The 21644-nt window shown below is 29.7% G+C and carries 16 protein-coding genes; 6 read left to right on the top strand and 10 right to left on the bottom strand.

What is annotated here, in order from left to right:
* Positions 1-2 precede the first annotated feature (2 nt).
* From ACZ49Z_RS15060 to ACZ49Z_RS15015, 10 genes are all read right to left on the bottom strand, one after another.
* Positions 3-6356, bottom strand: coding sequence for a type I polyketide synthase (locus tag ACZ49Z_RS15060; protein ID WP_464305126.1), 6354 nt, complete (start codon positions 6354-6356; stop codon positions 3-5).
* An 844-nt stretch (positions 6357-7200) separates the two neighbouring features.
* Positions 7201-9129, bottom strand: coding sequence for a cyclic peptide export ABC transporter (locus ACZ49Z_RS15055; protein ID WP_464305125.1), 1929 nt, complete (start codon positions 9127-9129; stop codon positions 7201-7203).
* Between the two features lie 130 nt (positions 9130-9259).
* Positions 9260-10231 (bottom strand): 2,3-diaminopropionate biosynthesis protein SbnB, encoded by a 972-nt coding sequence (locus tag ACZ49Z_RS15050; RefSeq protein ID WP_464305124.1) that lies wholly within the window; start codon positions 10229-10231, stop codon positions 9260-9262.
* A 188-nt stretch (positions 10232-10419) separates the two neighbouring features.
* Positions 10420-11388, bottom strand: coding sequence for a 2,3-diaminopropionate biosynthesis protein SbnA (gene sbnA, locus ACZ49Z_RS15045; RefSeq protein WP_464305123.1), 969 nt, complete (start codon positions 11386-11388; stop codon positions 10420-10422).
* A 222-nt stretch (positions 11389-11610) separates the two neighbouring features.
* Entirely contained in the window at positions 11611-12306 is a 696-nt protein-coding gene (locus tag ACZ49Z_RS15040; RefSeq protein WP_464305122.1) for a 4'-phosphopantetheinyl transferase family protein, read from the bottom strand.
* A 227-nt stretch (positions 12307-12533) separates the two neighbouring features.
* Positions 12534-13052, bottom strand: coding sequence for a UpxY family transcription antiterminator (locus ACZ49Z_RS15035; RefSeq protein WP_464305121.1), 519 nt, complete (start codon positions 13050-13052; stop codon positions 12534-12536).
* 448 nt (positions 13053-13500) lie between these two features.
* Positions 13501-14184 carry a response regulator gene (locus tag ACZ49Z_RS15030; RefSeq protein ID WP_464305120.1) on the bottom strand — a complete coding sequence of 228 codons (684 nt, stop codon included), beginning with the start codon at positions 14182-14184 and terminating at the stop codon, positions 13501-13503.
* Positions 14185-14187: 3 nt separating this feature from the next.
* A complete protein-coding gene (locus ACZ49Z_RS15025) occupies positions 14188-16230 on the bottom strand; it encodes a tetratricopeptide repeat-containing sensor histidine kinase (RefSeq protein WP_464305119.1) in 2043 nt (680 codons plus the stop codon).
* Positions 16231-16309: 79 nt separating this feature from the next.
* Positions 16310-16474 (bottom strand): hypothetical protein, encoded by a 165-nt coding sequence (locus ACZ49Z_RS15020; RefSeq protein ID WP_464305118.1) that lies wholly within the window; start codon positions 16472-16474, stop codon positions 16310-16312.
* Between the two features lie 215 nt (positions 16475-16689).
* Complete coding sequence (locus ACZ49Z_RS15015; RefSeq protein WP_464305117.1) at positions 16690-17463, bottom strand: LytR/AlgR family response regulator transcription factor; 774 nt, start codon at positions 17461-17463, stop codon at positions 16690-16692.
* Between the two features lie 511 nt (positions 17464-17974).
* On the opposite strand from ACZ49Z_RS15015, the gene ACZ49Z_RS15010 reads away from it, so the two are divergent.
* The 6 genes from ACZ49Z_RS15010 (at position 17975) to ACZ49Z_RS14985 (ending at position 21641) form a co-directional block, all read left to right on the top strand.
* Positions 17975-18430 carry a hypothetical protein gene (locus tag ACZ49Z_RS15010; protein WP_464305116.1) on the top strand — a complete coding sequence of 152 codons (456 nt, stop codon included), beginning with the start codon at positions 17975-17977 and terminating at the stop codon, positions 18428-18430.
* Positions 18430-19362, top strand: a complete 933-nt coding sequence (locus tag ACZ49Z_RS15005; protein ID WP_464305115.1) for a phage baseplate assembly protein V — start codon at positions 18430-18432, stop codon at positions 19360-19362. Before ACZ49Z_RS15010 ends, ACZ49Z_RS15005 begins: the two co-directional genes overlap by 1 nt.
* A gap of 138 nt (positions 19363-19500) precedes the next feature.
* Positions 19501-19788, top strand: coding sequence for a hypothetical protein (locus ACZ49Z_RS15000; RefSeq protein WP_464305114.1), 288 nt, complete (start codon positions 19501-19503; stop codon positions 19786-19788).
* A gap of 2 nt (positions 19789-19790) precedes the next feature.
* The gene (locus tag ACZ49Z_RS14995) at positions 19791-20333 is read left to right on the top strand and encodes a hypothetical protein (protein WP_464305113.1); all 543 of its coding nucleotides are present in this window, start codon (positions 19791-19793) and stop codon (positions 20331-20333) included.
* 13 nt (positions 20334-20346) lie between these two features.
* A complete protein-coding gene (locus tag ACZ49Z_RS14990) occupies positions 20347-21171 on the top strand; it encodes a hypothetical protein (protein ID WP_464305112.1) in 825 nt (274 codons plus the stop codon).
* Positions 21171-21641 (top strand): hypothetical protein, encoded by a 471-nt coding sequence (locus ACZ49Z_RS14985; RefSeq protein ID WP_464305111.1) that lies wholly within the window; start codon positions 21171-21173, stop codon positions 21639-21641. Before ACZ49Z_RS14990 ends, ACZ49Z_RS14985 begins: the two co-directional genes overlap by 1 nt.
* Positions 21642-21644 lie beyond the last annotated feature (3 nt).

Here is a 21644-nt window from a genome sequence, read left to right as displayed (position 1 = left end):
GATTAAACCAATTCCTCACTTACTATTTGAAAGGAATTTTCGATTATTTTACTAGATAATTGTCTCACGGATGGTCCTGTAAGAAATTCTATTGGTGCAATTTCTACGGCAAGGCTCTCTTTAATCATTCTCATGAATTCTATGGTTAAAATTGAATCCACTCCTAATAAATTTATTCCTTTATCCGATTTTATACTTGCAATTGGAATTCTCAGAATTTTTCCTAATTGTTCTTTTAATAGTGTTTGTATAAATTCGTGTTGAGCAGTTGGATCTAAGTTTGCAATTTTTTCCCTATTAGTTGCCTGAATTTCAGTTAGGGTTACCTCTTCATTTGTGTGCAGTTTATCAATTTCACTAAAAAGTGCTATCCCACTTTTTCCAAAACTTTTTGAGATTACACTCCAATTTAGATCGAAAAACCCAAGTTGTGTTGGCTTTTCTTTAATTATAAAATCAATTCCTTGCATTACTTGTTTATCAGTAAAACCATGAATTCCTGTACCTTCTAGGATTTTTTCTATATTTTCATTTCTAGAAACAACACCAGATTCTTTTAACACTCCAAGATTTACTGTAGTTACTGCCAAATTCATAGATTTTCTCCAATGAGCAAAGGCATCTAAAAAAGCATTAGCAGCTACATAGTTTGCTTGACCAATGTTTCCAATTAATGAAGATATTGAAGAAAATACTACAAAATTATCGAGATTCATTCCCTGACTTAAATGATGAAGATGCATCGCTCCATCTACTTTTGGTTGTAGCACTTTCCTAAATCTATCTTCATCCATATCTAAAAGATAGCCATCATCTAAGACCATAGCACCATGAAAAATTCCAGTGAGAGTTGGTAAGTCCTCTTTTATACTATTAAATACCTGTTGCACTTCATCCAACTTAGCAATATCAGCAGTATATACTTTAACATTAACTCCTTTCTTCTTCATTTTTTCAACCTCAACTATAGCGTTTTCAGTTTTTAATCCGCTTCTACTAAGTAGTGCAAGATTTTTAGCTCCTTTTTCAACAAGCCATTTACTTATCACTAATCCAAGACCTCTAGTTCCTCCAGTAATTAAATAAGTTCCATTAGCTTTTATACTACTTTCATTAGTATTAATAACTTGAACTGGTTGATCCGAAAAATCAATTACAACATTCCCAAGTGGTTTATTATATTTAATTTGATTAAATGCTTCATAAATATTATTAACTGAGAAAACAGTCACAGGTAAAGACGACAATACACCTGTTTCTAAATAATTTAATAAATCCTTCATGAGATTAGCTATTTTTTCCTTTTTCTCAATCAGCATTTTATCAATATCAACTGCGATATAAGATAGATTATGATTAAAAAACTTCATATCTATAGAAGTATTACCAATAATATCTTTTTTACTGATATCTACATAAATTCCGCAAGGTGCCAAGCATGAAAAATTCTGAAAAGCTATTTCTCCAGATTGAGAACTTAAAACTACATTAACTCCCTTACCATTTGTAACAGATTTTATTTGAGCTGGAAAATCTAAATTATCAGAATTATAAATATGACTCACTCCTAATGATTGTAATAATGAATTTTTATCAGTAGAGTTCGTTGTGGCAAAAATTTCTGCTCCAACATGTTTGGCATAATTAATTGCAGCTAAACCGATGGCGTCAGTAGCATTTTGAATAAGTATAGTATCATCTTTTCCTAAACCAGCCTTATCTCTCAAGCAATAAATAGCAGTCAAGTAACTCAAAAGCAGACCCGATTCTGCAATATCTAAGTTAGAAGAACATTTTATTGCTAGATGTTCCGAAGTTACAGCGAACGATTGAAAAGTGCCTGAAGCTAATGCTAATACGTTATCTCCTACTTTAAAATTAGTAACTTCAGAGCCTACTCTTACAATTGTTCCTGAACATTCACAACCTAAGTTTTTTCCAGCAAATGTACCTTCAATAAGCTCATCTGTAATTTTGTTATCCAGTTTTTGACAATCAAAATCACTAAATACAGTATTTTTAACTAAGATTTCAATTTCATTTGGTCTCGGCTCTCGACGTTGTAGATTTTCAAAGAGTAAATTTTCAAATCCAGGTGTCGTAGGATTTTTTAATTTGAGTGATTTTGAATCAAAGTTGATTGTTTTTAACTTGTTTTTCTCATCAATCTCTAAATTCACCATTTTCTTATGATAAATATCACCATTTCTAATAGCTATTTCTTCAAAAGGAGCATGACTATTATTGATAATGTTTGCAACTGTTTCCCACATATTTTCTGTAGCCTCGCGAGATAGACTATCTTCAATATCTATCATTTGAACTTGACAATTAGAAAACTCATTTACAATTAATCTTCCCATTCCATGAAGTGCACTATCCTCTAAGGATGATACTATATCACCTTCGATAGCCATTTGACTTGCTTTAGTAAGAATGGATAATTTAATTTTAATATCATTTTTTTGAGACAAAAACTTAACAATATTAAAAAGTGGCATTATTTGATGTAAACACTTTTCACTCATCTGCAATTGATTTTCAATGGGATGAAAACCAACAGATGGCATCAAAACAATGTTAACTTCTTTATAATCATCATTCCATATAGAACTAAGTGCATTTTTATCTTCTAAATTTATTACATGATGATTTTCACCTAGTTCTTTATATTCACTTCCTAATTCTAGTGTGATTTTATTTCCTTTCAATAATTCTTGAAAAGGCAAATTAGTTACATAATCGTTAGTAAAAATATAGGTTAGACTATCTTTTGGAACTTCATTATAGTCTAAAATTCTTTCTTCCTGTATCCACTTAGTTTCGAATAAGTTTTTTGTTAACACTTCATCTGTCTGGGATTCATTTTTAACAAGTTGTTTACATTTAAATCCTTCTAAGAACATTAAAACATCTCCCAATTCATTACAGATAGTTAAATCTGCAATAATACAGTTGTCATCAGCAAATTTTAATACAGAATGACAAAATATTTCATGTTTAGGTTTTGCATAGCATTGAACTTTATTGATTGATACTGGCACAACGTCCTTACTTACAAGAGCAATTGTTGTTTGGAAGCAAGCATCGAGTAATGTGGGATGAATGAAATAATCCTGAGAAGATTCAACCATGTCTTCATGAATTTTGATTGTAGCAATCAATTCTTCTTTTCCTTGTTTTATTTCTTTAATACATCTAAAATGAGGTCCATAATCAAGTTTTGATTCACTCAATCTATCATAAACATCTGTTTCGCTTATAATAGTATCTAAACGTTCCATTATGTCTTTTATAGCAATAACAGGAGTCTTCTCTTCAAAATTTCCTATAGCAAACTTCCCAGAAGAAACTTCTGTCCAATAGGCCTCTTCATCTCCATTTTTACTTTGAAGACTATATTTACCGTTTTGAGGATGCATAGAGATATGTAATTTTTGAATTTCATCTTCATCTATGACTAGTACCTGAAGAAATTGTATGTTTTCTAACATGAAAGGCACTTTTTGGCTTATATCATGTTGAAACATATCTATTGCAACACCAATATATCCTGCACCAGGAAAAACAACTTTTCCATGAACAATGTGATCATTTAAAAAAGGAAAAAGATACTCATTTAATTCATAGACATAGGCATTTAAAGGACTATTAACTTTTTCCCTGAAAGATAAACTACCATTAAATTTATCTTGAGAAAGTGTCATAGACGCTCTCCATAAATGTTTTTTTTGCCAAGGATAAGTAGGTAGAGGCATAAACGGTAACTTATCAATCCAGTTATTCCAAGCAATTGGATAACCTAGTGTATAAAGTTTTGAAAGATTTTCAAAAAAGTTAATTTGTTCCCCTTCTCTTTTGTTTAATGTTTGTAATATATGGCAATCTTTTCTGTTATTAAGACATTCAAGTATTGAGTTTTTCAGTACAGGATGAGGTCCTACCTCTACAAAAACTTTATACTCATCTTTTAGAATTGTTTCTATTGACTTTGAAAACAAGACTGGTTCACGCACATTGTCATACCAATAATTATTATCTATTTGTTCTCCTTCGATTAAATGTCCTGTTACGGTAGAATATAGAGCAATGTTTGATTTGTTTCCTCTAATAGTTTTTAAAGAATCTAATAATTGTTCTTTAACTAATTTCATTATTGGGCTATGATAAGGAACACTTACATCTAATAATTGATTAAATACCCCCATTTCATTATACTTTGCATGCAATTCATTCAGTGAATCCGCATTACCCGATATGGTTATAGAAGTTGGACCGTTAATAGCTGCGATTGACACATCTTCATAAGAGCTAATACTATCTAGTACAACAGATTCTGAAAGCCCAACAGCCAACATAGTTCCTTTTCCTTGCGTTAACAAATGTTGCAATTTACTTCTATAATAGCTCACAATCAGTGCCTCTTTTAATGATAAAGCACCAGATGCATATACAGACGCAACTTCACCAACACTGTGTCCCACAACCGCATCTGGAGTAACACCATAATGGGCAAGTAATTGCGTGAGTGCTGCTTGAATAACAAAGTTTGCTGGTTGAGCAACATTTGTTTCTTTAATAATTGAACTTTCCTCTGGTTTTAATAGTTCTTCATAAATAGACCAACCTGAAATAGCAAAAAACTCAGCGTCACACTCTTTTATTGCATTCTTAAAAACAGGTTCAGTTTCCATGAGTTCTCTTCCCATTCTCCACCATTGAGGTCCCATACCAGTATATACAAAAACTATTTTTGGCTTTTTATCTAAGGAACTTCCTTGATGCACACCTTTTAATAAAATGTCTTCTTCATATGCCTCTAATTTTTCAATAAGATCTTCTCTGGAAGTTGCAAAAATAGTTAACCGTTCCTGATGGTTACTTCTTCTATAAATAACGTTACTGAGTACTTGTTCAAACTTATCTTCGTTGTTTAAAATATACTCTTTATATTTTGAAGCAAGTTCTTTAAGCGCTGGTATACTTTTAGCACCAATTGGAAATAGGAATTGATCCTTTTTTATTTTGTTTTCATTAATTTCTGCAACACTAGTATTATATTGTTTTAATACCAGATGTGCATTTGCTCCTCCAAAACCAAAAGAATTAATAGAAGCATATGAATCTTCACCCTCTGGTAAGGATGTGATACTTGTCGGGATCTTTAGATTACTTTCTTCATAGTTTAACGCAGGGTTTGGATTCTTGAAATGTAAGTTCGGCGGAACTTTATTATTATTAAGACATAATGCAGTTTTTATAAGTCCTGCAATACCTGAAGCGGCTTCTAAATGACCAATATTTGTTTTTACAGAACCTAATAAACATTTAGAATCTCTATTACCATGCTCAGAAAGGGCTTTATTTAAAGTTTTAAACTCTATTGGATCTCCTACCGCAGTTCCAGTTCCATGCGCTTCTACGTAATGTATTTTATTTCTGTCTATACTATTTTCCTTATATATTTTACGAATTAATTCCAATTGAGAATCTGGATTAGGGACAGTAATTCCGTTAGTTCTACCATCTTGATTTGCTCCAGTTCCAACAATTGTAGCATAAATTCTATCATTATCTTTTATAGCATCTTTAAGTGGTTTTAATATTACAATACCAGCTCCTTCCCCTCTAACATAACCTGCTGCATCTTTATCAAAAGCTTTACAACGACTGTGTTTTGAAAGAAATTTCCCCTTACTCATTAGAACAGAACTATCGGGTGAAAGCATATAATTTACACCACCAACCATTGCCATTGATGATTCTCCATTCCAAATACTTTGACAGGCATAGTGAGCAGCTATTAATGAAGACGAACATGCTGTATCAATCGTTAAGGATGGCCCTTTTAAATCAAAAACATAAGATAATCTATTAGATAACATAGTCATTGCAACACCGCTAATGGTATGTGAATTAATATGATACCTATTCTTTGATGATGTTTGTATCAATAAGTTATCGAGCATAAACCCTCCAACAAATACACCCGTATTGCTACCTTTAACACTTTCTAATGTCATTCCAGCATTTTCTAAAGCTTCATAAGCAACTTCCATAAGCATTCGTTGCTGAGGATCTAAAGATTCTGACTCTCTTGGTGACATATCAAAAAACAAAGAATCAAACTCAAAGGTATTTTCTGTAAGGAATCCCCCTTGATGTGCTCTTATTTTTCCAGGTTTTGCATCATTTTTACTGTAATATTTTTTACTATCCCATCTGTCATGAGGAACGTCTATAATAGCATCTGTTTCATTCATCATCATTTCCCAAAACTTCTCCGCAGATGAACTTGATCCAGGGAATTTACACCCTATACCTACAATTGCTATTGGTTGATTTTTAGTATTCATAATTTAAATAATTATTTTTTTTTAATACTTTTTTTAATTTAAAACCACTTGGAACAATGCTATTTTATTTTTGTAATGGAATATGAAATTCCTAAATGAAGCAAATGTTCAAATGAATAGATTATGCTATAGCCCACATACTAATATTTTAACCTTAGTAATATTTTTTATAGCAAAATTTCATTATCATGCATTGAAAAACAATCCTTACATTTTTAAGCATGCACAATATTCACTGTAAAACAATTAGTAGGTTTTACGCTTTTGTAATTTATTTAAAAAGTGAGATTAGGGTACTTAGTCTATTTCAAAGTATAGAAATAGTAGTTTTTAACATAAAAATTACAAATAATAAAGCAATCATTATTTAAGTCTTTACCAACTATATTTTCTAATTTAAATTGCTGAATAATATAGAATAATCTTTAATCACAATTGGAATATTAAAAAATGAAGATGGAATACTAAACAAAAATGAAATAATAATTTTTCTTAGCAACTTTTAATTCCTCAATTAGATTTAATTCACATATTGAAAATTCAATTAAGATTTTTTTTAAATCATGAGTAAGAAGATACAATTTTAATCAGAAATATTGAAAATTATACTCTCTAAATAGATTGTAAAAAAATAAACAATCAATTATAGATGTCTTGAAAGACAATATAAAAGGAGGTTCCAAAAAGTTACAGATAGAAAATCATATAATATAAAACCATTTTGGTAGTTTTATTTTTAAATTTCTGATATATAATCTATGCTAAAAATTATTTTTCAAATTGTTATATATTTTAATAATTATTTGCTTGTTTTTTTAAAACGTGAAACGAAATTGAGAAATAACTATATCAGGTTACTTTCAAGTTCTAAAATTGTTCCCATTTCCATTTTATAGACTTTGTTTGCTACATAAAAATATTTGTCATCATGGGTAATTACTATTAATAATTTACCTTCATTTCTCATTTTCACAAGCAATTCATTATAGAAGAAATCTTTAAAATCCGGATCAAGATCAGCTGCACATTCGTCGAAGAAATAGATAGGGCGATCTTCTAAATAAGATTTTAAAATTGCCAATCGTTTACGCTGTCCTTTAGAAAGATCAATAGTACTATATGCTCCATCTTTAATTGTTACTTTATCCAAAAGTCCAAACATTTCCAACCATTCATATACTTGATCTAAACGCTCTGTCTTAATACCATATATTTTTTTGAATAGATAAAAATCACTATAAATTACTGAAAAATGTTCTCCAAGCATTTTTGGATCTACTGGTTTATCATTAACTAAAATTTGGCCAGATTCAGCAGGATAAAGTCCAGTTAATGTCTTTAAAAAAGTTGTTTTTCCACTACCATTCCCTCCAATTATAAAAACTATATCACCTTGGGAAACTTCAAAATTAATAGGTCCAATTCCATAGGTATTTTCTTCTCGTTGATCGGTTTTCTCATAATTGAAATACACATCTTTCACTTCCAATTTTTCAACAGACGAAACATTAAAAGCAACTTCGTCTTCAGAAAGTAGCATATCTTTTGTGTCTGTGTCTTTAAGAAATTCTCTAATTCTTTGCCAAGCAATTTTTGCGTTAATAATTCCTGGTATTCCTGCTAACATATTATTAAAAGGTCCCCACAAATACAGTGTTCCCACAACAAAAGTTGTAATCAGTCTTTTATCAAATTCAAAAATCATTGGCGAAACTAAACAGGTAGCCCCAACAGCAACCGTAAAAGAGAGTTCTGAAAGAAGCGTCTTATTTATTTCGATATAAGCTGCTTTAAGCTGATATTGATAAAGAGTAGCATTTCTTTCTTCCATATCTTTATGATACTCAACACGTTTAATATTATGCAATACTAACTCTTTAAAACCATTAACCAACCCAGTAACTAAATTTGTAAAACTTTCTCTTTTATCTCTAGCATCTAAAATAGCATTATTTAAAGGAGCTCCTAAAAAACTATAAAGAACAAAAACAAAAGCCATTGAACCAACTAGAACAGAAGCATTTAAAATGTCTAAAGTGAAGAGGTATATAAATATGATGATTGCTGTTAGCATGTGAGAGAAGATATGAATAGCAACTTGCGAGAAATAAAATATGTCACCAATGTCTCTATCCAAAATAGTATAAATTTTTCCACTTTCAATTTTTTCATATTTCTGAAATGGAATTTTAAACACATTCTTAAGAATCATTGAATTGAAACTTTTTGCAACTAAAGAACCTAAATAAGCCGTTTTTCTTTTACTAAGTCTAATTGTTACTATATAAAAATATGTGGCTAATGTGAAAAACATTAATAAATATTTAGTTTCTGTATTTCCTCCCACAAATTCTCCAATAATCATCACAATCAATGCATTTGCAATTCCAGGAATTAATGACATGAGAAGTAATGATGAAAGAACGTTTTGGTATTCATTCTTGTGTGGAAAAAATAAAGTGACTCTGGTTAAAAAATAAAATGCTGACACTACAATTCCTAATAATTTAATAGCATTACCTAAGGCAAGATATGTTTCAGACTGAATGTTCCAAAAATTTTCATCAAACATTGCAATTGGCAAAATGTATAAGAATAAAAACAAAGGCAAAATGGCTACAAAACCTAAAAAATAATCTGTCGCTTTCGCAAGAGATATGTCTTTTTTCCGCTTTTTATTTTTCATTTGAATAATTGCTATTGTTGAGTATACAACACCAATTAAAGCAAGTACTGTAATTAATATTTTAATTGTGAAAACTGTTTTTTCCATCAAGTTTTTCTTTAGAGTTGTTAATATTATTTTGATTTTTTAATTATAAATATCCATCCTGATCAACAAATTAGAATAAGAAATGTTATCTGATTTTCGAGAAAACAAATCAAATGTGTTTTTCAAAAAATTAATCTTCAAGCAAGACACCAATTTTTCGCTGGTCTGCCAATTTTAAAAAATTATTTGCTATAGCAATATCAAAAATTGCCATTCCCATAGGATTAAACATAAAAGCTTGTTCGTTATCTAACGAGGAAAAATACTCTTCCGTTAAAAGATTTTTAATTTCTATCACAGCTTCTTTTTGTAACGCATTAGTTTTATGAAACATTTCGATATCTGTATTTTCTCTGCACACTTCATCCCAATCATCAACAATTATAGCCTTTGAAAACCAAGGGAATACTTCCGACTTATAATCTCTCAAAGAAACATTTAAATGCAAAGAACCAGCTTTGGGTTGTTTATCAATATATCGATCATTAGATACTGTACATGTAATAAATATGTCAGCATCGGCATAGGCTTCTTCCCAGCTAGAAACAACAGTAACTTTTTTATTTAAATTTACATCGATTAAATCTCTATCTACACCTTTTAAATCATAAAGCATTATGCTTTCAATATTTTCACCAAGTATGGCATTACACATTGCCAAATGCATTTGTCCAATTGGACCAAAACCAATAATACCTATTTTTAAATTTTGTGACTTTCGTTGTTCTATGAATAATTTCATAATATAGCCACTTACAGATGCTGTTCTAATTGCTGAAATAGCTCCACTATTTATAACACCAACAGGAATACCTGTTTCCGCTTCGTTCAAGGTTATAACACTATGTGCTCTTGCGATTCCTTTATTAATGTTATCTGGGAAACTTGCAATCCATTTAATACCAGCCTTATTGATATTACCCCCAACAAATGCTGGCATAGCTATTATTCTATTTTTAGCATTCCCATAACGCAAATAGGGTTTAATTGGTTGTGCTGAATCATTTAAACTTAGACAATTAATTGCATCTGCAATTACCTTAATATTATTATTCCAATCTAAGTTTAATTCTCGAACGTTTTTATCATTTAAGTATATCATCTTGTATTAATTTATTTTTTAAAGAGTTTATTATTTATTATCCAGATTAGTTTATTTTAGGAACAATTGTAGCAAAATAGTAGTCAAATGCAGGTTTATTTACCTGCAAAAACTAGAATGGGATGCAAAAATGAGTATTGAAAAAATTTATAGTAACAATCTTTCCTAGAAGACTTATAATTGATGATTTAGGCAAGTGTCAAATTATAAGACTCAATCATCTCACGCCATTCAGGATTATATATCGTCGTTATATATCTTTCTCCTTTATCTGCAAAAACACACATTATGTTAACTGGTTTATCAACTTTATGCATTTGGAAATATTTATTCACAGCAGCATAAACAGATCCAGAAGAGCCTCCAGCGTATATATTATATTTTTCTAATAATTCAATACAAGCACTCACCGTTTCTCTTTCATCAACAGTTATCACATCATCTATTTGTGCGGAATCTAATATTTTGGGTCTTAAACTTGAACCTATACCGGGTATAAATCGTTTTCTAGATTGTCCTCCGAAAATTACAGATCCTTCCACATCTACTGCAATAATTTTTGCGTTTGGATATTGTTTCTTTACTTTTTGAGAGACTCCTGTTATTGTTCCTCCAGAACTTACTCCCATAAATAAATAATCTAATTTTTGTCTTGGTATTTCTAGACAAATTTCATTCCCAAGTGAGTTATAATAGGCTTGCGCATTTAATGGATTTTCATATTGATTTACCCAGTATATATTATCGGTATTTTCGACAATTTCTTTAACTTTTCTAATTCTATTCAATAAATAACCTCCACGTTCATCTGGTTCTGATATTTTTATTACCTCTGCTCCTTGCAATCTAATCATCATTTCATTGACGGGTAAGGTAGTATTATCTATTACACAAATAAATTTTAACCCTTTTTGTTTGGCATAAGCAGATAATGAAATTCCAAAATTGCCAGAAGAAGACTCTATGATTGTTGTTTCTGAATTTATAACTCCCTGATTTAACAAACTATTAATAATGTATGAAGCCGCTCGATCTTTAACACTTCCTGTGGGATTATAAAATTCTAGTTTTGCAAAAACATTTAAATTTGGTTCATCATTGTTTCTAAGTGCAATTAATGGCGTATTGCCAATTTTCTCTAAGATATTATTTATCATAGCTAATTTATTTAAAGGGATTGATTAATGAATTTGAATTGTTATTTAATGCTTTGTCTCAATAAGTTTCTTATTTTGAGGATAAAAAAGATATAGCGTTCAATGAAGAATAATGAAACTACTATCCTTTTATTCCTTTAAAGCTAAAAATTGAAAATAAATGATATAATGGGTTCTTAAACTAAACAGGGATTTTCTTTATTAAATTCTTACCCGAAAAAATTATAATTTACTATCTAATAGAGATTCATTATTATAATTAATCAATCTATTAATATCCACATAATCTACTTCAATATCATTTGAACTTAATTTGTGTGTTGAAGCAACATGGCAACTGTAATCATTATTTAAAAGTATTTCAATAACATAAAAAATTTTGTCATCTATCTGAGCGCTATCATTTCTAATTTCGAAAGACTGTAATGGAATTATCAAACCAGAACCATGAGCCTTTAAAACGGCTTCTTTTTGAGTCCAATATTTAAAAAAAGCTTTTGATGGCATTTCAGAACTAGATATAATATCATCCTCATATTCTGTTAAATGACTTTTATAATCTTCTATTTTTATTGGTTGAATTCTTTCAATATCAACCCCAATAGTATTATGTTTTTTTGTAATAACACAAACTACTATATTCCCAGAATGAGAAATATTAAATTCAACATTACTATCTTGAAAATACGGTTTATTACATTCTGTATAACACAATGATCCAAGTTTCAATTCATTTAATCTCGACATTCCTTCCAATAACAATAACTTTCCTAAAAGTGTTAGTTGAATATCTTGCCATCTTCTAAATTGTAGAATTTTTTCCTGAATTTCATCAGAAAATAAACCCAAACAGTTTTGAAGCAAAGAAGCCTGTTGTTTTTCTTGTATTCTCGAATAGAGAAGAAGTATATTTTTCATAAGGAGGGGCAAAAGAATCCATCTGTTATAACTTCAATATCCTTCACAATTTTATACTCTCCAATTAAGAGTATTTCATTGCTTAAGATATAGAAACTCTTAATTACTTTTGTTCTAAGCTATTACAGATGTTGCTATAGTTCTTCTATTTTCATAGATAACTAGTAAATAGATTTACATGCTTTTACTATTATTTGTTTAATAGATTTGATTTATAAATTTATTATTTACACGATTGGTGACTCCGATAAAACGTGAAAAGGAATTGTTGCAATAATATTCTGTTGTAAAGAATCAATTCTAACAATAATTTTATTGTGATTTTTTGCTTCAATAACTTCACAATCCAAACCATTAAGAGGTCCGTAATTAATTTTTTTTACTTCTCCAATTTTAGGAAGCTCCACATTAATTTCAATATCTGTTACATTTTTATCCTCAATTAGCAACTTTATTTGATTAATTTCTTTTTCTGTTACTCGTGCATAATCTTTTCCAAAACGAACATAGGCACATACCCCATTTACAGATAATGCTTTATGAAATTCTAAAGAGGAATTAACGGTTAAAAAAACATATGAGGGGAAAAGCGGCTTAAGAATTGTTTTTTTTCTATCACTCCACTGATGAATTGCTTTAACTTGTGGAAGAAAAGCTTCTATTGAAATGTCTTTTAACGATTCATAAACTTTTTTCTCCCAACGCGATTTGACATATAAGACATACCAAGCATTGTTAAAATTCATAGTAGTAAATTGATTTAAATTAAAAATACAGCTTCGCTTCCCTCACTCACATGAAGTATTCTCTATAAAAGTCTGTTTTAAGTGGTTTAAAAGTAGTATGTTATTTTTAAAATTATAAAACCTATAACATACAGAAAGTAAGGACAATCCTTTCTTTTAACTAAGTATAATTTAATATTTACTTAAATCACTAATTAACAACACTTTATCAAAAACAACACATTGCATTTGGAATTAGGATTTGAGATACAGGAAAATTTTATGAAAAAACGTAGATCTAGTGTTGTAAATAATACATTATGAAACAAAATAAAAAAACCAAAAATAAGGTAGCTTTTCATAATAGAAATCTAAAAAGGTTTAACTTTACTTAAAAAGTCAAACCCTTTATTTATAACTTACACACTTTTTAAGATAGTGTCCTTTTTTAGAATAAAGACTAGTTCTACTATATAAAACCTTGGTCTTTAGCCACATGTATTAACTCCTTGTCATCAGAACTTTTTATATTAAAAAGGTGTTTAAGTTGCCTTTTTCTTTTTTCAATTCCCGCAATTGAAAGTGGCAGAATGTCTGGAAGGTCTTTCATTCTTGTTCCAATTGATAATTCGTACAAAATCTTCCTATCAATGTTGTCTAATAAAAATTCGTTTGCAACTTGTTTGCGCAAAAGTTTCACGACTGTTTTACTGTAATAAGGTGGATCGTTTAGTACTGTGTGAATAGATTCAATAAGCTCTTTCGGAGTAATATCATTTTTTATTAAAAACCCATCAGGGTTTAAACTTTTAAAAATACTATGAATACGATAGTTATTATTAAACGTGGTAGAAACTATAATTTTTGTCTCTGGTAATAACTTTTTTATTTTTAGTCCTAAATCTTCACCAGATAGCATTTTACCATCCTTAGATGTTGGTAACCTAATATCTAAAAAAACAATATCTAAATGTTTACCATTTTTATAAAACTCATTAATCAACTCTAAACCACTATCACAATCCTGAGCAGTTTGAATGTTGAACAAAACAGACTCGTTTTGTTCTCTATAATAATTGAACGCAGTTTCATAGGCACTAACAATTAATGGATGATCATCTATAATAAGAACCGAATAAATATTTTTTTCCATTTTTTAAATTGAAATTTGAATTTTTATAGTTGTACCTTTATTTTGTTCAGAGTAAATATTAAAATCTCCATTTAATTTTTTAATCCTAGACTCCATATTTTTTATCCCAATACCTGTTTTCTTTTTGTTCATTTTAAAACCAACACCATCATCTTTTATAATCATTACCAAACTTTCTTCTTTGAGAAAAAAATTAATTTCAACCTTTTTTGCAAAAGCATGTTTTATAATATTTTGCAAAGCCTCTCGTAACACTCTATTTAAATTTTCTTTTATTTTTTCGCTTATACTCCACCAATTAATATTTTCATCTACTTCTAGTGAATAATCAAATTTTCCAATTTTACTTTTAAATTCTAATAGCTGACTAATAATGTCTAGAAAACCAACTTGAGGATTATCAAAATTATCACTTAATTTATGAGATACTTCTCGTATTTCTTTTTCAATGGTCTGTAACTCTTCTAAATAGAACTGGTGTTTTTCCTTTATGTTTTCATTTGCAACAATATCTAAAAAACCAAGCCCAACTCTAATTCCAAATAATTTACCTAAAATCCCATCGTGCAACTCTTCTGCAATTCTATTCCGTTCGTTTATTTTTTCTCTTTCTAATTTTTCTTGTTCTTTCAAAGTTAATAAATAAACTTGTTCTTGTACTCTTTGCTGTTCATTTTCTAATCGTAACTTTTCAGTTCTAGATTTTTGTATGCTCAAAAAATATAATAACCCAATAATTAAAATTAATGCAGATCCCATTACTAGAATAAAAATCTTTTGCTGAGACAAACGCTTAGTTTCCTCTATGAATTCATCGGTTTCAAAATCTATTCTAGCAAACTTATTTTGTGTTTTACGCTCTACAATTTGTAAACTATCATTAAAATGAATATGTTTTTTTAAATATTCTGATGACTGTTTTTTGTTTAGAGTAGATAATAAATATAAACTCTCCATGTAGTCCCTACTATTTTTAATATCTTTTGCTAAACTATTGGCTTCATTTGCAAAACGAAAAGCACTTATAGTATCTTTTTTAAAAGCATAATAACGAGCTAAACGTATTTTACTTAAAACTATTCCTTCTTTATTATTTAAACTATCTCTAATATTGAGAGCTTCTCTTAATTGTGCTTCAACATCTAGAGTATCTCTCATTAAAAATCTACAATAGGCAATGTTGTCAATAATTTTAGCATAACGAATTATACTCTGTTTTTTAAAATCATTACTAATTAGTATTTTATTATAATACTTTAAGGCCTTACTATATTCCTTTTTCTTGATATAAATATTAGCAGTATTATTGAGAATAACTTCATTTAATGCATCTTCATCTTCAATCATTTTAATATAACTCGAAGCCTTTTCATAATAAAACAGGGCTCTATCAAATTCATTTATATCTTTTTGCAACTGTCCTAAATGATTATAACATGTGAAAAGGAACTTATAATCTTCATTTTTTTTAAACTTCTGAATAGCTTTAAACGTTAAAGCTTCACTTCCTGCATAATCTTTAAAACGCCCTTTTATAAATGCCATTCCAAAAAGTGTATTTGAAGACTCACTAACGTAACCAATTTTATTGAAAAAACTATAAGCCTTATTAAAATGAAAATATGCGCTATCATATACTTGTTTATCATTATAATAGCTCGCAAAATTCCAATGTGCATCTCCCATTGTAAATGTATCTTTTACTTTTTTTGCGATAGATAACGTTGCTTCATTATACTTTTTAAATAATAATGTATCGTTAAGCGCTAAACATTGATAAGAAATTGCACTTAAATTCCTAACGTGTAAAGAATCTAATTTTAAAGATAAATTAGACTCATAGGCTTTTGCTAAATAATCTCTTCTTTCTTTTGCAGTATAGGATTGATTTCTGGATGCTTTTATCCAATTTGTAATGCTGTCATTTATACTATTGGTTGTCTTAACACTTGCTCTATCTTTTTCAAAACAAGCTTGCATAAAAGCACTTATAATCAATACTATAAATATTTTAATATATATACGTTGAAACTTCAAATAATTCATGTTTTAAACAAATTTAAGAAAAAGCCCCTAATGAAATCATTAGAGGCTAAAATATATTTTAGTAACTATAACTATTCAACTAATTATTGCCTTTACTACCGTTACTAATATAGTCATCTTCCTCTCCTGTAGCTTGGACTTGGTCTGCAGAAGTAGTTTGATTATCTTCTACTGCTTCCGCTGTGCAAGAAGTTATAATAATTGATAGGACAAAAAGTGCAAAAAAGATTTTTAAGATTTTCATAATGTTTAATTTTAATGTTTAACAATAATCTTCCATGTCGTAATTTTTACGACTATGGCAATTTAAAATTGTGCACAATTAAAATGTGTTTTTTAAAACACAACGAATATTCTTTAGCTAAAATACATTGCTATTTAATTACAAACAATAAAAAACACTTTGTTTTAGTGAAACCTATTAGTCTGTTAGGGAAATAGACGTTTTTAATAGGGAAATTAATTTAATGTTAGCATCGTATTTTTCGAAAGCGACTGATTAACCAGATCTATATTAGCAATATAAGTCTTAGTAAAAGGAATTTTAAACTCGTTCCTAATAATACAAATAGATTTTCCGTAATGAATTCTAGAAATATACTTCTTATTAATTATAAAACTTTTATGAATTCTTAAAAAAGTTTGAGGTAAAAAATCCTCAAAAACTTTTAACGTTTTATAGGCACCAATGACGCTACCATTCAGCATATAAAAATCTGTAGTATTATTATCGGCCTTCAAATAAAGAATATCATCAATGTTTAAATACTGATATTCCTTATACGTTTTTAAGCAGATAGTCTCAATCGGTTTGATTGGGTGTTTTTTTTTATATCGAGAAAGACAAATCCTAATTGAAAATTCTGTTAAAGGGCTATTCAAAAAATCTGAAAATCCATAATTATATGCCTCAAAAGCTTTTCCTTGATCAAATGATAAAGCAATGATATAGGGATAATTTGTAACTATCTGATGAAGTTTTAGCAAAAATTCGGCAAAATTTATCCTTTGAGAGTCAAAATTTAAAATAATAAGCTCTGGAGTCTCTCTTAATATTAAATCTAAAGCATCTTCTTGATTCTCTTTTACATTGAAAAAAGAGATTTCAAAAAATTCGCTACCCACTGTTTTAATCAATTTAACAGTATTTATATCGTCTTCTATTATTAAACAACTTACCACTTTTTTTTTTGAGCAATTTAAATCTATAAAATCAATTGCTAGTACGGACATGGATTACAATAAATAAGGTTCATACTTACTTTTAGAAATGAAAACTTACTCACATTCAAAAAAAATACAACTAAAAATCTGTATAGATTGAAATAATACAAAATTGTTCAAAACATAGAAGTTTAATCAAAGTAAGAATATAAATAACAAATAGTTTTTTAATTCATAGTCTGTATAAAAAAACAGAAACTTCTGTACATTATTGAATTATTTCCAAAAAAGCAATACATTATCATAAAACCAACAAAAAAACAAACATGTTTGCATTTTCCTTTTCCTAAAAGAAAAGAGAATAAAAAACACTTCATTAATACCAATTCATTCAAGTTAACTCAAAAAGCATCTATAAATCAAAAACATTAAAGACATTTCAAGTTTATAACCTATCGAAAGACATTTAAACCAAATCGATAAAAACTACGTTTTTTTTTACAAAAAAGTATAAATAAAAACACCAATAAATAAAAACACTTTTGTATATTTGAGCACAACAAAACAAATAAACAACATCATGGCCATAAGTACCACTATACGCATCCATATAGGAGGCGAATTGCTTACGCGATTTTCTAAGTTAGTACTGCATCAAAAAGTACACACACATCACACTTTTTCAATCCTACAACCCTTACCAAAAGAATTTGTGAGTCAAGCGCTAGATAAATCACAAAGCTACATTGGTCAAAACATAAAAATAGAAATAGCACCTTCCAGTCTAAGAACCACTTCACCGCTACTGTTTCACGGAATCATTACAGAAGCACAAATGATACGAACTTCGGGTGCGGCTGGAGGTATTATCATTAATGGTTATAGCCCAACCATTGCCATGGAAGGTACACCCAAAACACAATCTTTTTCAGACAATTCACTGTCAGATATTATAAAAAAAGTAACAGGCAATTATCCGCAAAGAGAAATACAACCCGCAGTTACTATAAAAACGATACAACCCTACCCTATATAGTGCAATATAGAGAAAGCGATTTTGGTTTCTTGGCAAGATTGGCACAAAAAAAAGGACAATGGTTTTATCACAATGGTGAAGAATTGGTTTTTGGGCAACCCAAATCTAAAAATTTCACCTTAGAATATGGTCGCTCCTTGCACAGTTTCAATATCGAAATGCGCACCAAACCACTTGGTTTTGAATATGTGGGTTATGATGCTAGTAATGCAGAAACACAAAAAGCCAATGCAACCGAAATAAATTACCAACCCGAGGGCTATGCAAAAGTGATGTATGAAAGATCGAAAAAGCTTTTTCCAGACCATGCCACAATGCTTTATACACACCCTATTGAAGAGGGAAGTGCACGAACACATTTAATAGATAGAGTAACCACACAATTGCAATCGCGTGCAGCAGACTTAGTCACGGCAAAAGGCGATAGTGATGAAACAGGCTTGCGAATAGGAGATGTTGTTTCCATTCAAGAACCTGCTTTTTCAATGACAGGAAATCTATTAGATGGCCTGCAAGAACAAAATTTTGGAAACTATATAATTACCGATATTACACATGTTTGTGAAGAATCGGGTTCCTATCATAATAGTTTTCAAGCAGTTCCCGAGAGTGTTTTGGCACCACCCTATGGTAATGTACACAATCACCCAACCGCCGACACCCAACCTGCTGTTGTTACAGACAATAATGACCCTGCGGGCTTAGGCCGAGTGCAAGTAACATTTGCTTGGCAAGACGGGAACACCCCTTGGATTCGCATGGTGAACCCACATGCAGGAGGCGGAAAAGGAATGTATTTCATTCCCGAAATTGGTGAAGAAGTATTAGTAGGTTTTGAAGCAGGCAATGCCGAAAAACCTTTTGTGCTTGGAGCCATGTATAATGGTAACGCATCAAGTGCCTATGCAACTTCAGGTAATGATAAAAAGTAATACAAACCAGAAGTGGTTGTAAAATCATCATAGATGATGCTGCTAGTTCCATCTTTTTAGAAGATCCAAGCGGCAATACCGTACTTATGGACGGTAACGGAAACATCAACTTTAATGCACCAAAAAACTTTACTGTAAATGCTGGAGAGAACATCATCTATAATGCTGGAGGAAATATCGTTTTCTAGTGCTCAAAAAAATGTCAATACCATTGCAGGAGAAAGCATAACCGAATTAGCCAATGAAGACTATAGCTTAACCGCTAGCAATATATTTGAAACCGCCCAAATGGGACGAAGTTCCAAAGCTAAATCCATTACAGAAAATATGGAAAAAGGAACAGTTGTTAGCAGTAAAGAAGCCATTCATGTGGAAAGTGCAAAAGAAGTCAATGTAAATAGTGGCAAAAAAGTTAATATGAAATAGCCATGAATGAAGGAGGAAACATTGTTCGAACCATTTTCGGAACATCGCACAAAGAAGCCGAAACAATAACAATAAGAGCGACAAAAGAGAACTTAGAATTTACATCTCCAGACGAGGTGCGTTTTAATGGTAAAGAAGGTGGTAAAAAGTTTGGCGATTTTGTAGCGAAGAATGATGAAGATAAAGCAAACGAAACATTTAAAGTAAAAGAAATTGAATTAATTACAGCTCTAGATGACGGATCTTTAAATGACAAATCTGGCGGTACACAAAAAGGAATGGTTTTCGGAAAAACATATGAGTTCAAGGTAAAATCTTATGTGGATAAGGAACCGCAAAATAAGTCAGTGATAAACTGGATGTTTAAATATCATAATTTATCCAAAAACAAGTGGGAGGAGATAAACCTTAAAGCCAAAGGGGAAATAATGAAACTTTTTGTCAATGAAAAGGAAATGTGTGGTCGTTATATATATGTGAGAGCCTATATAAACGATCCAAAAACTGAAAGGGGAACTAAAAGTCTGGAAACACAATCGTTTTAGATGGTTTGATAGAATGGTTGTACATGAACAAGCAGAAGCAAGAGCAAAAGAACCGTGGAGAATTGATCAAGGTGGAACATCATTGTGTGGAATGGCTAGTTTATTCTATCTATTAGCAAAAAAAGATGGTAAAGGGTATATTAAGTTGGCAAAAGAACTTTTTAGAACGGGAGAATATAAATATAACAAGTACACTATAAAACCCCATGAAGATGCTGTTGAAATGTATTCAGTAAATCCCTATAAAGATAAAAACCACCCTAGATTGCCCGAAGTTGACTGGTTGACTTTGGCATCTGTTAGAAGTAAAGAAAGTTCATTTTTTGGTAAATTATTATATAAAGGCAAAAAAGGACAAGATGCAGAGGCAATAAATTGGCCCACATTAATGAAGCCATTAGGGAAAGACCTTTTGGGTTATACAGATGTTGAAATGGATTATTATAAAGTTAATAAATCGTATTTAAGAGACTTTTTTGGTTCTGATGAAAAATTAAGAATCCTTGAAAAAGATATTGATGTAGATTTCAAAAATGGATACCAAATATGCTTACTTATTGACGGAACTATGGTAGATGAAATACCTGGAAAGAATTATTCTTTGGACGATTTTGGTGAATATCATTGGGTAGTTTATGAGGGAGGACTCGAAATTCTTAATAATGGAACAAGAGAAACAGATTATGACAATGTAACAAATATAAACTTCAATGTATTTACTTGGGGGGAATTAAGAAATAATACTATTAATAATAAAACAGGAAAAATTATGCCAAAAATTCAATTAATAAAAAGTCAATATATCAGTAATTATTATGGTTATTTAAAATTAAAGTGATGATTAGATATATATATATGATAATTTTCACATTATTATCTTGTGAAAAGAAAAAAGAATGTAATACTTCTGATTTAGGAAATCAAATTACAATTGTCAATTGGGGAATATCTAGAATCAAAATGTCAGATATTAAATTATATGAATATGATTCATTATTTAATCAACAAATAAATAAAATAAAAATAGATAATGTAATTGTATACGATGATAGTACATTATCAAACTTTAAAAATCTTAATATTTTATCTGAAGAACATATTCTTTCAAATAAATATTACAAATTAATTATTAAAGATTCTTTAAAATATAATATAGGTAATTTCAAGGTATACCCCGAAGCGGTAATGATTGGTTCTAGAGAAGATAGTATTTGTTTTTTAGAATCTTACGAAATTAACAAAATAGAAACAAAACATACATATCATAGTCCAAGATTGCATATAGTTGTTGATACAAGTGGAAAGTGAAGC

Source organism: Flavobacterium sp. KY-23415, from assembly GCF_055384985.1.
This window is presented reverse-complemented; position numbering and strand designations above follow the sequence as displayed.

What these genes read in the sequence shown, in the direction of transcription:
- ACZ49Z_RS15040 (WP_464305122.1), bottom strand. Translation starts at nt 12,306, where the DNA reads ATGAAAAATATACTTCTTCTCTATTCGAGAATACAAGAAAAACAACAG.
- ACZ49Z_RS15050 (WP_464305124.1), bottom strand. Translation starts at nt 10,231, where the DNA reads ATGATATACTTAAATGATAAAAACGTTCGAGAATTAAACTTAGATTGG.
- ACZ49Z_RS15020 (WP_464305118.1), bottom strand. Translation starts at nt 16,474, where the DNA reads ATGAAAATCTTAAAAATCTTTTTTGCACTTTTTGTCCTATCAATTATT.
- ACZ49Z_RS15010 (WP_464305116.1), top strand. Translation starts at nt 17,975, where the DNA reads ATGGCCATAAGTACCACTATACGCATCCATATAGGAGGCGAATTGCTT.
- ACZ49Z_RS15055 (WP_464305125.1), bottom strand. Translation starts at nt 9,129, where the DNA reads ATGGAAAAAACAGTTTTCACAATTAAAATATTAATTACAGTACTTGCT.
- ACZ49Z_RS15015 (WP_464305117.1), bottom strand. Translation starts at nt 17,463, where the DNA reads ATGTCCGTACTAGCAATTGATTTTATAGATTTAAATTGCTCAAAAAAA.
- ACZ49Z_RS14995 (WP_464305113.1), top strand. Translation starts at nt 19,791, where the DNA reads ATGAATGAAGGAGGAAACATTGTTCGAACCATTTTCGGAACATCGCAC.
- ACZ49Z_RS15025 (WP_464305119.1), bottom strand. Translation starts at nt 16,230, where the DNA reads ATGAATTATTTGAAGTTTCAACGTATATATATTAAAATATTTATAGTA.
- ACZ49Z_RS15060 (WP_464305126.1), bottom strand. Translation starts at nt 6,356, where the DNA reads ATGAATACTAAAAATCAACCAATAGCAATTGTAGGTATAGGGTGTAAA.
- ACZ49Z_RS14990 (WP_464305112.1), top strand. Translation starts at nt 20,347, where the DNA reads ATGGTTGTACATGAACAAGCAGAAGCAAGAGCAAAAGAACCGTGGAGA.
- sbnA (WP_464305123.1), bottom strand. Translation starts at nt 11,388, where the DNA reads ATGATAAATAATATCTTAGAGAAAATTGGCAATACGCCATTAATTGCA.
- ACZ49Z_RS15000 (WP_464305114.1), top strand. Translation starts at nt 19,501, where the DNA reads ATGCTGGAGAGAACATCATCTATAATGCTGGAGGAAATATCGTTTTCT.
- ACZ49Z_RS15035 (WP_464305121.1), bottom strand. Translation starts at nt 13,052, where the DNA reads ATGAATTTTAACAATGCTTGGTATGTCTTATATGTCAAATCGCGTTGG.
- ACZ49Z_RS15030 (WP_464305120.1), bottom strand. Translation starts at nt 14,184, where the DNA reads ATGGAAAAAAATATTTATTCGGTTCTTATTATAGATGATCATCCATTA.
- ACZ49Z_RS14985 (WP_464305111.1), top strand. Translation starts at nt 21,171, where the DNA reads ATGATTAGATATATATATATGATAATTTTCACATTATTATCTTGTGAA.